Raw genomic sequence first — 14,412 nt, forward strand, 5'->3', positions numbered from 1 at the left:
AGTGCTAAGCACTACCAACCAGTGACAGTAAGTGAGTGATAACTTGGTTGGGATGTACGCCCTCAGCCTGTGCTTGGTAGCTCAATAATAGCCGGTGGCGCAAAACCGGAAATACCATCGCTTGAACATCTTCAGGGCTGACAAAATCACGCCCACTGAGCCATGCATGAGCGCGAGCGCATCGATCAAGCGCGATGGTTGCTCGCGGGCTGACGCCCATCTCTAACCATTGTGCCAACGTGGCATCGTAGTCTGCGGGTTTACGCGTTGCCATGATCAGGCGAATAATATATTGCTCAATAGGTTCGGCCATGTGAATGTTCAGCACCGCTTGTCGAGCACTGAAAATATCGCTTTGGCTTAATGTTGGCGGAGAGACTTTCTCAATTCCCTGCGCTTCCCCGCGGTTCAAACGTAAAATGGCGAGTTCATTTTCAGCGTCTGGATAATCAACATTTAAATGCAATAAAAAACGATCCAACTGCGCTTCGGGTAGAGGATAAGTACCCTCTTGCTCGATAGGGTTTTGGGTAGCCATCACTAAAAAAAGTTCAGGTAACGGGTAGGTTTTTCGACCTGCCGTGATCTGTTTTTCGGCCATCGCCTCGAGCATCGCAGCTTGTACTTTGGCTGGAGCGCGGTTGATTTCATCAGCCAATACTAATGAGTTAAAAATCGGGCCCGCTTGAAAGGTGAACTCACCTGTTTCAGGGCGGAAGATATCGGTACCGGTTAAATCGGCGGGGAGCAGATCAGGCGTAAATTGGATTCGATGAAAATCACCTTCTATGCAATCGGCGAGTGATTTCACGGCACGGGTTTTTGCAAGGCCAGGAGGCCCCTCGACCAAAATGTGCCCATCAGCAAGAAGTGCAACTAATAACTGTTTAACCAAACCTGTCTGGCCTATGACTTGCTGATTTAAATAGTGTTGTAGCGATTGAAACGCGTGCGATGGCATTGAATGGGTCTCCTGCTGTTTTGCTGAATTAGTAATTTATTGATTCGAAAAGTTCCATGAAAATTAATCCATATGGTGAGTTCGATGGTTTTTTAAGCACTAAAGATAAATTAATTCAATTATTCATAATAATAAATAAGTTAGTTAAGGAGTGGTGCGATGAGGCCTTGAGTCAGTCTCTCCTAAGCATAAACCTCATCTATTAGGTCGTTTAGATAAAATGGTGGGTAGCTTTAAGCTCTAGAATCATGAGAGGGAAATCGGTACACTTCCCCCATTACGTTTATGTTTAGGTAAGTAAAATGAGTGATTTCGAAAAAGAGTTAGCACAATTGTCGCAACAGGTGGCGGGTGAACCTGAAGTGAAACTGCCTTCGTTGGAAGAGCAAAAAGCGATTGTGGCTGAGCTTAAGCAGCTAGAAGCGGAAGGCAAGCTGACGGCAGAAGTGCTGGAAAAGCATTTTGGGCAATTCTTTACAGAAACGGATACTCCCGTCCATTAATTCAAACCCACTTTATTTAATTTAGAGCACAAGTTTATTTAGAGTACACAAGTTTATTTAGAGTACACAAGTTTATTTAGAGTACACAATAGTATTTAGGGCACACATTAGTATTTAGGGCACACAGTAGTGCTGCCCTTTCTTATCAGAAAACGTTATTGAGTCATAGGTAGTTGTTGCGCGATATCTTCGAGTGCCTGTTGAAGAATCTCTGTCGTTTGCGCGCCTGAGATAAGATGGCGTTGCTCAATGATCAAGGCTGGTACCGCTTGAATTCCCGCCTCTAACCACTGTTGTTCTGTGACAGAAACGGTTTTCGCCCACGACTCATCAGTTAAAACTGCGCGGCAGATGTCTCTGTCTAAACCAAGGCTCTGTACTAGGTCGAGCAAGACATCATCGTCATCTAAGGCTTGCCCGAAAGTGAAATAAGCACGAAATAGTGCCATTTCCAGCTCTAATTGTTTTCCTTGGCTATTCGCCCACATTAATAATTGATGCGCTTTACGGGTATTATAAATACGCATGTTGTCACTGAAATTGAATTGAAAGCCGACTTCTTGCCCTAGGGCGCTGAGGGTTTGGCGTGCTTGTAAACTTGCTTCTATCGACGTGCCATATTTTTTGGCTAAATGTTGCTGTAGGTGTTCACCACCTATAGGCATAGCAGGGTTGAGTTCAAAAGGGTGCCAATGGATGTCTGCATCGATCGTATCGCTGAGAGCCAGCAGCGCTTGCTCTAACCGCTTATAGCCAATGATGCACCAAGGGCAGACAACATCTGACACGATATCAATGCGTAGTTTTTTCATTTTCTTCCCTACCGCGATTGGCAATTCACTGACCTTAATTATAGCGAGATTATCAACATAAACTGTGACTTGTTGTGTAGCCTTTTGGAAAGCTAGGCGCTTTTTTATCGCTCTACGCCTTTTCTCTCATACAAACAATATTGCAATAAGGCTGATGGAATTGCTGAAACGCTCTCTATACTCTAAAAACGTTAAATGCAGAGAATTAAACTGCGCTTTGAGAAACAAGTGACGTATTGTGAGGTTTCGCCTCTTTCAACTTGTGAGTTAACCATGATGAACAGGGACATTGACGTATGACAAATGTTCAACCAACCGATGTGATTTTGCATGCTTTTGATTGGCCGTATCGTTTAGTCGCTGAGCGTGCAGAGCAAATTTTCCAACTGGGTTATAAAACGGTGTTGATTTCACCGCCGATGAAATCGTTCAAAACCGCTCAAGGTACAAAATGGTGGCAACGTTACCAGCCGCAAGATTATCGCATCATTGATAACCAACTGGGCAATACCCATGATTTTAAACAAATGGTTCAAACCTTAACCGCATTAGGCTTGCGAATTTATGCCGATGTGGTGTTCAACCATATGGCCAACGAATCCAAATTGCGTTTGGATTTACAATACCCGAGCACACAAGACTTAGCTTCCTACCAGAATAAAAGCGATGAGTACCAAGCGCTGCGCCTCTTTGGTGATCTGACCCAGCCACTCTTTGATAAAGATGACTTTGTGGAAGCGTTTGGTATAAAAGATTGGAAGGATCGTTGGCAAGTGCAAAATGGCCGCATTACTGGAGGGGCGCATGATCCGGGCCTACCCACGTTGCGTGATAATGAACACGTGGTTGTACAACAACAGGCTTATTTAAGGGCGTTGAAAGCGTTAGGAGTCAAAGGATTTCGAATTGATGCTGCTAAGCATATGTCTATTGAGCATTTGAAGAAAGTATGGGCCGATGACATTACGCAAGGCATGCATATTTTTGGCGAGATCATTACTGATGGCGGTGCAACCAAGGAAGAGTACCAACTTTTTCTAGAGCCTTATCTGCAAGAAACAAAGTTGGGTGCTTATGATTTTCCACTATTTCAAACGGTGTACGATGCGTTACAAACAAAAGGTAGCCTGAAATGGCTGATTGACCCTTATTGTTTTGGTCAGGCGCTTTCCAACAACCGAGCGATTACGTTTGCCATTACGCATGATATCCCCAACAACGCTGTGTTTGCCGACCTCGTCATGGATGAAGCCTTAGAAAATATCGCCTACAGCTACATTCTTGGTCGCGATGGGGGAGTGCCATTAATTTACACCGATTTGAACACCAGTGGTATTATGAACCATGCTGGTCTTCCGCGCTGGCAAGAGGCATGGTGTTCGCCACAAATGTCGGCGTGTATTGCTTTTCATAATAAAATGCATGCATTGCCAATGGAAACGCTAGAAGCGAGTGATGACCTGTTAGTGTTCAGCCGCGGTAACGAAGGGATAGTGGTTTTGAATAAATCTCAACGCAGTCAGCGTGTTGAAATTGATTGGACAAATCCAATGCTAGAGCTGTTTACAAAGCAGCAGTATCAACCCAATAACCAAAAGATTGTCATGGATATCGCCGCTCGCTCTAGCGCGATGCTTTGTCGGCTATCAAATGTCTGATGGTGAATAAAACGTGAGTCGTTAGAAAAATAAAGGCGCGTAATCAGCGCCTTTACTGAGTCTACCCAGTTGCTGCGGTAGAGGATTAAACGATGAATTTATTCAATATAGCATCTTGCTCTCTGATATTTTCGGTTTGAGCTTGCATGGCGATATTGGCATTGTCAGCGGCGTCTGCAACTTGAACGGAAAGATCTTTGATCTTAACCGTATTGTGGTTAATCTCCTCTGCGACTAAGCTTTGTTCTTCGGCAGCTGACGCTATTTGGATATTCATATCACTAATTTGCTGAATAGCATCGCGGATTTTCAGCAGAGCGTTATTCGCTTCTTCGGCACGGCTGACGGCCTCAGCTGCCGTTGTTTTACTCTGATTCATCGCATTGGCAACAGAAGTAGCGCTCGACTGCAACTTCTCTATCATAGTGCGGATTTCTGTCGTAGATTGCTGCGTTCTTTGCGCTAGCGTACGAACTTCGTCAGCCACAACCGCAAAACCTCGACCTGACTCTCCAGCTCGAGCCGCTTCAATTGCGGCGTTTAGTGCTAGTAAGTTGGTCTGGTCAGCAATGTCGTTGATTACTTTCAAAATGGTTTCAATGTTGGATGTCGCATTTTCTAGTGCACTTACCTCTGTTACTGCTTCATCAATACGCGTCGAAAGATTATCGATCGCTTGCGTGGTTTGGGTCACAACATTGGTACCAAATTCTGTCGCATCATCAGCATCTTTTGCCGCCGATGCCGCGCCTTGCGCGTTGTTGGCGACATCGCCAGAAGTGGTGGCCATCTCATGCATGGCCGTGGCTAATTGCTCAAGTTCATGCAGTTGATCACGCATCGCTTCGGCTGATTCTTGCAACCCAACAGAAGTCATCTCCGAACCGCGCAAAATTTCTGAACCTATGGCTTTAGACTGAGTGATTTGCTGTTGTAAGGTCTCAGTAAATGTATTGAAACCGACGGCTAATACCGAGAATTCCTTATCCGTGTCGGTGGCTAAGCGTTGGGTTAAGTCACCACTACCAGAGGCAACGTTCTGTATTGCATCGTTGAGCGCACCCAGCGGCTTCATCAATAGACGGATAAGTAAAAGCAGTATCGCAATACTAAACACTAAAGCGATCAACGTATAGATTATCGAACTGTTGCGCAGTGTCGCTAAAGACGCATAGGTGATCTCTTCATCCAAAAGGATACCAACGTACCAGTTCTCTCCAGGGACTTTTGAAAAATCGAGTGTGTAGTGTTTATTGTCGATCAGCACTTGTTTAGGTTCTTCGGCGATAACGGCATTACCTAAATAATCTTTCATTGGCTTACCATTGAGGTCAGCGTTTGGGTGCGCAATGGTTGTGCCATCGGATGACACAATAAACACATAGCCAGCATCAAACAATTTGACGGTATTGACCAACTCCGAAAATCCAGCAAGGCTAACATCGTAGAAGATTGCGCCGATAAATTTGCCGTTATCTTTAACTGGGGTAGCAATAGACACCAATATTTCATTAGTGGCAGAGTCGGCGTAAGGTGCAGTAATAATCAGTTTGTCGGCATTTTTTGCATCAATATACCAAGGGCGCACGCGTGGATTCCATGATGCGCCTGGGTTCCAAGTAGGATCATTACTGATGTAAGAGCCATCACTCTCAAAACCGACCCCAGCCAGTAAAAAAGTTTGTTTGACAATCGGCCTTGTGATGACCTTAGACATACTTTCTCGGTTAATGTCGACTTCCAACATGCTGGTGGCGTAAGCGGCAATGGCCTTGCGGCTATTGATCTCTGCACCAGCTGTATTGCTAACCCCATCCACTATTTCAGTTACACTCGCTTCTACTAGTGACTTCACTTCTTTTTGGACGGTGAAGTATTGTTGTATCGTCAGCAGAGTAACGGTGACCAACAGCAGCAAAGATGACGCCGCGACGATCTTATGGCTGAATTTCATGGCAATCCCTTCCATCAATAAATATTAATATTATTAATAAATGTATAGTTAGGGATTAATCATTCAGCCAGTAAACAATCCATTTTTAAGCGAAAAATTACAAATTTCGCCCGAGAACTAAAAGCGCAAGTTGTTGGCACTGTCCTTCATTGCCTTGGAAAAGCTCATCGACGATTTGGTTCAGCTTGATGCCAGACAGTTTGCGCTTTTGTGCCTCACGAACACGTAGTGCTATTTGACATTCAATTGGTAGCTCACTTACTTGATGTGGTTGCCACGCTGATAGCTTTTCGCTGAAGTTGTTTAACGATAATTTGGGTTTAAAATGCGTGGCTTCACTTTTTAGTACATGAAGAAGGTGCGAATAGATTTCATCGTTAGGTTGACATTGACTCAGGTGATCACAAGCGGCTTGGCTCAGTTCAGATAAGGTGACGTAACCCGCTTGATGGGAAAAATCGGCGGTTAAACGTACTGAAAAATCGACACGCTGCCACTGCGTATTAGGAAAAATAGTCAGCGAGCATAAACAGTCAAAAGGGATCCAAAAACTCTGCTTTGCTTCAACTGAATATTCATGTTTGCCAAGTTTACACAGTACTAATCCGCTCATTACTCGAATCAAACTGTGTTTGATGACTTTCTTGCGAGGGGTGACAACTAAGTTAGCAGACAGTAAGGCTTCAAATTGAATCGCGTAGTTCATGGTACTTCTCACTGATTTTGGGGCGCTAAGAGTACCTTGTCTCACAGAAAATGCCAAATATGCGAACTAAAATCACCTTATTCTGGTCTGACCTTAGTGAATCTGTTACGACTGTAGCTGCGAGCTACGTCAACTATGCGTAGAATGAGCCAGCTTTTTATTTGATGTATGAATATATGACCACCACAACTGATCCTTATGTAGATATCCGTCCTTACAACGACGATGAGATTCCAGCGGCTATTGGCCGTTTAATCAATGATGAAGAATTTATCTCAGCTATTTTGCAACATCGTTTTGACAAACGATCTGCTTGGCTAAAATCGATGCTGAGCCCTTTTGTAAAAGCATACTTAAAGTTTAAATGGGCCAAACTCACGTCCGTGGAAGCAATCCAACTTGAAGTGAAGAAATACCTCACGAAAACGCTAGAATCAACGACACAAGGTGTCACCTTCAGTGGTCTCGATAAATTGGATAAACAGACGGCTTATTTATTTATTTCGAACCACCGTGATATCGCGATGGACCCAGCATTAGTCAATTATGGCCTGTATACGTCTGGTCACAAAACTGTGCGTATTGCGATCGGTGATAACTTATTGAAAAAGCCTTGTACCACAGAGCTGATGCGTCTTAATAAGAGCTTTATTGTGAAACGCTCGGCTAAAGGTCCGCGTGAGATGATGAAAGCGCTCAGTACCTTATCTGCCTACATTAAACACTCACTTGAAACTGGAAATTCTATCTGGATAGCGCAAAAAGAGGGGCGAGCAAAAGATGGCAACGATTTTACCGATCCGGCCATTTTGAAAATGTTCCATGTGGAAGGGCGCAAGCAGAAAATAGAGTTTGCTCAGTATATTCAATCGCTCAAAATTGTCCCGGTCGCGATTTCATATGAAAATGATCCGTGTGATATGGCCAAAGCGTGTGAGTTATATGAAAAAGCGACGCATGGGCGTTATGAAAAAGGGGAATTTGAAGATATTGAAAGCATTGTCCAAGGTATTGTCGGTGAGAAAGGCCGAGTGCATGTTGGCTTTGGTGAAGTGATTACCCAAGCATTTGAAACGCCAGAAGCATTGGCGCAAGAGATCGATCGCCAAATTCACACAAATTACAAATTATTCCCGATCAATAAGTTAGCGGCTGGGATCGAAAGCTGTGATATCACGCCAGATATCCGCGCCCACTTAGAAAGCAAGCTGACCGAAATCCCTGAAGGGGCACAACGCTATTTACTCGATAGTTACGCCAACCCAGTAAAGAATCAGCAATAATCATCAAACGATGAAGAGAGGGGCCCACGGCTTCTTCTCTTCTCTTCTCTTCTCTTCTCTTCTCTTCTCTTCTCTTCTAGCCTATCTTGCGACCGCGCCGCCAAGGGCCAGTTTGCTTGGCCATTTACTGATGACATTACCTCCCAAATAAATATGACCATTGACGGTCATCGTGTCAGGAAATTCGGTGATTTTTGAACCACCAATAAACAAACTCCCTTCCACGACTAAACCTTCGGGCAAGTGGGTTAATGGCGTTCGAATTACGCTCAAATCCCCCTTGACTAAGAGATTCGCAGGCAGCGTTTCAAGTGGTGTATCCGTGAAATTGAGGTAACCACCAACCTTGATTCTCATTGGCCACGATTTGATTTTGCTACCCAGTAAGTTCGCATAACCACGAATGGTGGTGCCTTTTGGAATATTCTCTAGCAAGCTATTAGATGCTTCTAAACTACCCTGCACATTCAAGCCCTTAGGCAGGGATTTTATCGATGTCTTAGCAATATTTAGGTTGCCTTTAAGCGTGAGATTTTCGGGCAATGTTGTGTAGGGTTTATTACGCAAATAGAGATTGCCATAATTATCAAGGTGGTTAAGGATTTGGTATTGATCGAGCGGCTGTGACCATGCACAAGAGTCATAGAGAAGGCTGCATAATGTTAGTAAAAGCGAAAACTTATTCATAAAGCCTGCAGATGAAGACACGATACCTAGAGTATCGGCAGATTACGGTTAAGCTTCAATAATGCATTGCCTAGGATGAGAAAGCAAAGTGCTTGGGCGATAAAAAAGCGAGCCATGATTAGGCCCGCTAGGAGCAATTAGATTAACGAGCCAAAGAGCGCGACTTCAGTTCAAAAATAAGCTTTTCGGCACTGACTTCAAATTTGAAACGTGCATGCAATTCAGTAGAATTATCATCTAACGGTGAAACTTCAAACTCAACATTATCTGAAACTTGTTTGGCAAGAGCGAGGTACTTCTCAAATTCAGCTGCTAGCTGAGCTTTGTTGGGTGCCATGACCATCACTTCGGCAACTTCATCACCTTCTTTGATAATAAAGCCAATTTCGCCAGCGCAGCCACATGCTTCGCAGACTTGGATATCAACGTCTTTTTCGATACTCATTGTGAATCCTCTTAGTAAATGTATGGACATTCTAGCGGGCAAATCGTTTATCAGCCACAAAAAGCCAATCAGGTTTGGGGTAAATCGCGTCTTATTTTGGTTGTTCGAAAGTTTTTAGCCATCATTATGAATTAATGAGTGTGATACTGCTCAAATAATCACTAGTTTTTGTGTCATAAATTTGTCAGAACAGCCTTCAGTTCGTTGCGAATTGTTGATGATTGTAAGATTATTCGGTTGAAACAATTATTAATATTATAAATTGCGCTTCATCCATTAGTGGTGATGACTAATAAACTGGAAATTTAAGTCTCATTAGTGATGGCTAAAGGAGTGACAGTAACAAGCCAGTAGATAACGCTTTTAACAAGATGATTCTGGTTTGAATTTACTGTTTTAAGGGATGGTTTTTTAGACAGAAAATGCCATACCACGGGGGTGATTCGCGAAACGGCACTATCATCGCAATTGAGTTAGATGGATTAATAAAAAAGAGAAGAGTCTGGACCATGCCAAAGCGTAGTAAAGAAGATACTGAAATCACCATTCAGAGAATAATGGATGCTGTTGTCGATCAGCTATTGAGACTAGGTTACGACAAAATGTCGTATACCACGTTGAGTCAACAAACAGGGGTTTCACGAACGGGGATTAGCCACCATTTTCCAAAGAAAACCGATTTTACGGCCGCTTTAGATGGGCGGATTTTTAAGCTGTTTGTTGAGCATTTAGATTTTGAAAATGACCTTTCAAGCTTTTCAAATAGTTGGATAAATGCGCTGGAGAATGCGCAATTTTTGGCTATTTTGCGTTTGTTATTTCACCATGTCGTGACGACTGAAAATGCGGATGAATTCGCATCAAACGGTGTCGATCGGTTATATAAAACGGTGGCTGTACAGTTTGGCAAAGAAAGCGCAAGGGAGCTTGAGTGGCTGATTGGTAAATCGCTGATTAAAATGAGTCAATAATTTGGCACTTTGTGCAAGCTTGTATTGTCGACTTTAACACTAAAGCCAACTGAGAAGTTGGCTTTAGTGCTTTTTATAGAGAGAGTGTGCCGATCAGTCATACAACGTTGGGATCGGTTGACGTTTATGCTGAGTTGCTGTGTAAATCGCGACAAGACGGTCAATCACGTGCTGTGAAACAGGCTTCCCTTCTAAAAAATCATCGATTTGGTCATAACTTAAGTTTAACGCATCTTCATCTGCTTTTTGTGGTGCGAGCTCTTCTAAATCCGCGGTGGGTGTTTTTTGAACCAATTGTTGTGGTGCGCCTAATTGAGCCGCTACCGCGCGCACTTGACGTTTACTCAAGCCAAAAAGTGGTGCTAAATCACACGCGCCATCACCAAATTTAGTATAAAAACCGGTGATGTTTTCTGCGGAATGATCCGTGCCGAGTACTAACGCACCAACAAAACCTGCAATTTCGTACTGCGCGACCATGCGAGCGCGCGCCTTTACATTTCCTTTCACGAAATCAATTTTGGCACTGTCAGTTGGAGTTAAGCTTGTGCCTTGTAGCGCATCAAGAGAGGCTGAGTGCAGGCCATCTACACCCGCTTTAATATTGACCGAAATTGAGTGTGTAGGTTGAATGAAGGAGAGAGCAAGCTGCGCTTCATCCTCATCTTTTTGTTCGCCATAGGGTAAACGAACGGCGATAAACTGATAGTCGTTAACGGCGTATTCTTGGTTGAGTTGTGTCACGGCGAGTTGGGCTAGACGGCCGCACGTTGTTGAGTCGACGCCACCACTGATGCCAAGCACTAAAGACTTACAACCAGATTCAACCAATTTGCGTTTAATAAAATCAACGCGCCGTTCAATTTCATAAACCGGGTCAATGGATGAGAGAACACGCATCTCATCACGGATCATTTGTTCCATTAGGGTTCCTTTTCCTGCAAGCAATATAAATCTTTGGTGTATCATACCGAAATCATCAGATTAGAAAACCGAGAAAATGGTTTTCAGACTTGAATAGGATTGCTATGACCAAAATTGCCGTCTTTGGGAGTGCTTTTAACCCTCCGAGCTTAGGACATAAAAGTGTGATTGAATCGCTAAGCCATTTCGATTTAATTCTGTTGGTACCGAGCATTTCACACGCTTGGGGTAAGCAGATGCTCAGTTATGAGATCCGTTGTGAACTTATTGATGCTTTTATTCGTGATTTGCAGTCAGATAAGATACAGCGCTCAATAGTCGAAGAGGAACTGCAACAGCCCGGGCAGAGCGTGACAACGCATGCTGTTTTGTCATTACTGCAAAAACAATCACCTGATGCTGACATTACTTTTGTAATGGGCCCGGATAATCTGTTCAATTTTGCGAAATTCTATAAAGCTCAAGATATCTTGCAACGCTGGTCAGTCATGGCCTGTCCTGAAAAAGTCGCGATTCGTAGCACTGATATTCGTCAGCGGTTAGCTGAAAATTTAGACATTGCCGATTTAACGACTATCTCTGTTAGGAAAATCTTGCAGCAAAGAAAACTTTACTAGACAATCCACGCCCTTTTCGTGGTCGGAACTGTTTGCATTCATGAAGTTAAATGTGGTTGTTTGTGTGTTAATCATGTTTTCGTCGCTGACGGAAGCTTGCGATCCCTATTCCGGTTCATTATTAACGCCAGAGTTAGAATTAACACTAGGTTCAGATAGTAGCCCAGCAATGTTACCAGCATCGGGCGTCTGCTTTTCTATATTAGATAGTATGGGCTACGCATCGAAACAACTGCTGGCTTTAGGTTTATTTGAAGAATCTCCAGCCGACTCTTCTTATTGGACTGATTGGTTTTTTAAAGCCGATTCGGATCCCCTGTTTACTCAGAAATTAGCCACAAGTTACATTGGATTTGGGGTCTGGATGCCCTCTGAATTGCTCGACAAGCAAAGTGACATGTCAACCGAAGAGTGGTTAATGAGTCACGGCTTACAGCTGAGTATCGGTTTTGGCGAGAAAAAAACGGGTGAGCCGCGCATGCGTTTTGACTATCGTTGGCATGAAGATTTCGACAGCGTTGTCATGATGCAAATTGAAGTTCCCTTCTAACGTTTTCCCTCAGTAAACAAATTCTCTCAGAAAACAAAAAAGCCAACCGCAATATTCGCGATTGGCCTATGTAAATTGTGAACAAAGAGTATTCACTAACAACGTCAGTTGGCTAGGTGACCCTCGGCTTAAGAAGGGTCAATATAGTTATTGCAGCATACGTGCCAAGTTTTATAGCGCTTAGTTGCGATTGTTTCTTTGTTTTTTCAAACTTCCCCAAGAAAATTTTTGCAGGCTGCAAATGCAAACTGCAAAAACGACTCAGATTGCTAATGCCGCTAGGTTCAATCACATTCGCTCTGCTACCTTACTTTTATTTGATTACACGTCTAACTAATTGGTGGTTTTTTAGTTAAATGCCCAAGCTTATTTATTCGTTTTAAATCAGCGGCATATATCTATTATTGCTATTTTTTTGAATTTTTTGGTTGAATTTTTCATTTGTACTGTTAGTTTATATAGAGGTTTTTAATTAGAGTTCTAACTATTTATGTGGCAGACAATGATTACAGCAGCACCTTGGGTTGCATACCCGGAAATTATGCAAACAAAGACAGAACAATGGACGTTTCGTACCCCTAATCAAGCCGACGGGCAGCGTGTACATGATTTGATTGGGCTATGTCCTCCCTTAGATGAAAACTCCTCATACTGTAATTTTCTACAAGCGATTCACTTTCAAGAGACTTGTATCTTAGCGGAAAGAAATGGCGAAACCGTGGGGTTTATTTCGGCCTATTTAAAGCCTGACAATTCTGATGAATTGTTTATTTGGCAAGTGGCCGTGCATCCAAATGCTCGTGGGCTAGGGCTTGCATCGCATTTGTTACATGAATTGCTCGCTCGTGACGTTATGGCTGATGTTCGTGTATTGGAAACCACCATCACGAAAAACAACCAAGGTTCATGGAGCCTCTTTAAGAAGTTTGATCGAGCACATGGCGAGCAAGGAGAGGTATCGACCTTTCTCGATCAAACTCGTCACTTTGAAGGCGAACATGATACCGAGTATTTATACCGTATTCCGCTCAAACCTCGTTCTAACTCAACAGGATAACTATCATCGTTATGGATATTTTTAAAAAGAAAGAATCAAACGTGCAATCTTATGCCAATCACTTTCCCGTGGTTTTCTCTACGGCAAAAGGGAGCTGGTTATTTACCGATTCTGGTGATCGCTACTTAGATTTTTTGGCTGGAGCTGGTTCGTTAAATTATGGTCACAATAACGCCCTCTTTAAGCTGGCGCTATTGGAGTACATTGATAAAGACGGCATTACTCACGGTTTGGATATGCACTCCTCTGCCAAGGCTGAGTTCCTCGCGGTATTTGAACGTCTCATTCTTGAACCAAGAAACCTCGACTACAAAGTGCAGTTTACTGGTCCAACTGGGACTAATGCTGTAGAAGCGGCAATGAAGCTGGCCAGAAAAGCCACGGGTAGAAGTAATATTGTGGCTTTCACTAACGGCTTTCATGGTTGCTCTTATGGCGCACTTGCCGCAACAGGAAATCAACATCATCGAGGCGGCGCTGGGCTTAGCTTAGGTGGCGTGACGCGGCTCCCTTATGATGGCTATGCCAATATTGATGGCCTGTCGCTATTTGAAAATATGCTGAATGATAACTCATCGGGTTTAGACAAACCGGCTGCGGTATTATTGGAGGTTGTCCAAGGCGAAGGTGGCTTGAATTGCGCGTCCAACGAGTGGTTGCAACGTTTAAGTCGTCTCTGTAAGAAAAACGATATTTTGCTTATCGTTGACGATATTCAAGCTGGTTGTGGACGTACGGGAACCTTTTTCAGTTTTGAGCCATCAGCAATAAAACCAGACATAGTGACGCTATCGAAATCGCTCAGTGGTTATGGGTTACCTATGGCGATTGTGCTGCTGAAACCTGAGTTAGATGTGTGGAAACCGGGAGAGCACAACGGAACCTTTCGCGGTAATAATCACGCCTTTGTAACCGCTACAAAAGCGCTGGAAACCTATTGGTCAAATGATGATTTTACCACTCATATCGCACATCGAGCCAAGCAAGTGACGCATGTCATTCAAACCACACTGCGTCGTTTCCCCACACTGTTTAACCGCCACAAAGGGCGTGGACTAATGCAAGGCATTGAATGTAGCAGTGGTGAGATCGCCCATAAAATTGCTCGTCGTTGTTTTCAACTAGGGATGGTGATTGAAACCGCAGGCCCAAATGACGAAGTGATTAAGTTTTTCTGTCCACTCACTATCACGGAAACCGAACTTGACCAAGGTTTAGATATTTTTGCACAAGCGGTAGAAGAGTTAGCCTCTCAGTTAATTAAAAAAGCATCTTAGGAATAAA

The 14,412-nt window shown here is 43.5% G+C and carries 15 protein-coding genes; 8 read left to right on the forward strand and 7 right to left on the reverse strand.

What is annotated here, in order from left to right; all coding sequences use genetic code 11:
- Positions 1-4 precede the first annotated feature (4 nt).
- The gene (locus CCZ37_RS14790; RefSeq protein ID WP_064626305.1) at positions 5-961 is read right to left on the reverse strand and encodes an AAA family ATPase; all 957 of its coding nucleotides are present in this window, start codon (positions 959-961) and stop codon (positions 5-7) included.
- A gap of 302 nt (positions 962-1,263) precedes the next feature.
- Here CCZ37_RS14790 and CCZ37_RS14795 point away from each other — a divergent pair, with 302 nt between their 5' ends.
- Positions 1,264-1,464 (forward strand): restriction endonuclease subunit S, encoded by a 201-nt coding sequence (locus tag CCZ37_RS14795; RefSeq protein ID WP_010318555.1) that lies wholly within the window; start codon positions 1,264-1,266, stop codon positions 1,462-1,464.
- Between the two features lie 155 nt (positions 1,465-1,619).
- Here CCZ37_RS14795 and CCZ37_RS14800 read toward each other — a convergent pair whose 3' ends face one another.
- Positions 1,620-2,300, reverse strand: coding sequence for a DsbA family oxidoreductase (locus tag CCZ37_RS14800; protein ID WP_094501201.1), 681 nt, complete (start codon positions 2,298-2,300; stop codon positions 1,620-1,622).
- Positions 2,301-2,572: 272 nt separating this feature from the next.
- Here CCZ37_RS14800 and CCZ37_RS14805 point away from each other — a divergent pair, with 272 nt between their 5' ends.
- Positions 2,573-3,934: an alpha-amylase family protein gene (locus CCZ37_RS14805; protein WP_094501203.1), complete on the forward strand. Its 1,362-nt coding sequence runs from the start codon at positions 2,573-2,575 to the stop codon at positions 3,932-3,934.
- 85 nt (positions 3,935-4,019) lie between these two features.
- Here the strand turns inward: CCZ37_RS14805 and CCZ37_RS14810 are convergent, their stop codons facing one another.
- Entirely contained in the window at positions 4,020-5,888 is a 1,869-nt protein-coding gene (locus CCZ37_RS14810; RefSeq protein ID WP_094501205.1) for a methyl-accepting chemotaxis protein, read from the reverse strand.
- Positions 5,889-5,985: 97 nt separating this feature from the next.
- Positions 5,986-6,594 (reverse strand): hypothetical protein, encoded by a 609-nt coding sequence (locus tag CCZ37_RS14815; protein WP_094501207.1) that lies wholly within the window; start codon positions 6,592-6,594, stop codon positions 5,986-5,988.
- Between the two features lie 176 nt (positions 6,595-6,770).
- Between CCZ37_RS14815 and CCZ37_RS14820 the strand changes: the two genes are divergently transcribed.
- A complete protein-coding gene (locus tag CCZ37_RS14820; RefSeq protein ID WP_167372443.1) occupies positions 6,771-7,877 on the forward strand; it encodes a 1-acyl-sn-glycerol-3-phosphate acyltransferase in 1,107 nt (368 codons plus the stop codon).
- Between the two features lie 81 nt (positions 7,878-7,958).
- On the opposite strand, the gene CCZ37_RS14825 is transcribed toward CCZ37_RS14820, so the two are convergent.
- Together CCZ37_RS14825 and CCZ37_RS14830 are read right to left on the reverse strand one after the other, a co-directional pair.
- On the reverse strand, positions 7,959-8,585 hold the full coding sequence (locus tag CCZ37_RS14825) for a hypothetical protein (protein ID WP_094501210.1): 627 nt from the start codon (positions 8,583-8,585) through the stop codon (positions 7,959-7,961).
- Positions 8,586-8,706: 121 nt separating this feature from the next.
- A complete protein-coding gene (locus CCZ37_RS14830; protein ID WP_094501212.1) occupies positions 8,707-9,009 on the reverse strand; it encodes a YfcZ/YiiS family protein in 303 nt (100 codons plus the stop codon).
- A 509-nt stretch (positions 9,010-9,518) separates the two neighbouring features.
- Here CCZ37_RS14830 and CCZ37_RS14835 point away from each other — a divergent pair.
- On the forward strand, positions 9,519-9,980 hold the full coding sequence (locus CCZ37_RS14835; RefSeq protein WP_094501214.1) for a TetR/AcrR family transcriptional regulator: 462 nt from the start codon (positions 9,519-9,521) through the stop codon (positions 9,978-9,980).
- A gap of 93 nt (positions 9,981-10,073) precedes the next feature.
- Here the strand turns inward: CCZ37_RS14835 and nadE are convergent, their stop codons facing one another.
- Entirely contained in the window at positions 10,074-10,904 is an 831-nt protein-coding gene (gene nadE / locus CCZ37_RS14840; protein WP_094501216.1) for an ammonia-dependent NAD(+) synthetase, read from the reverse strand.
- Positions 10,905-11,008: 104 nt separating this feature from the next.
- Between nadE and CCZ37_RS14845 the strand changes: the two genes are divergently transcribed.
- The 4 genes from CCZ37_RS14845 (at position 11,009) to ectB (ending at position 14,405) form a co-directional block, all read left to right on the forward strand.
- Positions 11,009-11,521 carry a nicotinate-nicotinamide nucleotide adenylyltransferase gene (locus CCZ37_RS14845; RefSeq protein WP_010318565.1) on the forward strand — a complete coding sequence of 171 codons (513 nt, stop codon included), beginning with the start codon at positions 11,009-11,011 and terminating at the stop codon, positions 11,519-11,521.
- Between the two features lie 40 nt (positions 11,522-11,561).
- Positions 11,562-12,071: a hypothetical protein gene (locus CCZ37_RS14850; protein WP_010318566.1), complete on the forward strand. Its 510-nt coding sequence runs from the start codon at positions 11,562-11,564 to the stop codon at positions 12,069-12,071.
- 490 nt (positions 12,072-12,561) lie between these two features.
- Positions 12,562-13,128 carry a diaminobutyrate acetyltransferase gene (ectA, locus tag CCZ37_RS14855; RefSeq protein WP_029626909.1) on the forward strand — a complete coding sequence of 189 codons (567 nt, stop codon included), beginning with the start codon at positions 12,562-12,564 and terminating at the stop codon, positions 13,126-13,128.
- An 11-nt stretch (positions 13,129-13,139) separates the two neighbouring features.
- Entirely contained in the window at positions 13,140-14,405 is a 1,266-nt protein-coding gene (gene ectB, locus CCZ37_RS14860; protein ID WP_094501218.1) for a diaminobutyrate--2-oxoglutarate transaminase, read from the forward strand.
- Positions 14,406-14,412: the final 7 nt, after the last annotated feature.

Source organism: Vibrio qinghaiensis, assembly GCF_002257545.1.
GTDB lineage: Bacteria > Pseudomonadota > Gammaproteobacteria > Enterobacterales > Vibrionaceae > Vibrio > Vibrio ordalii.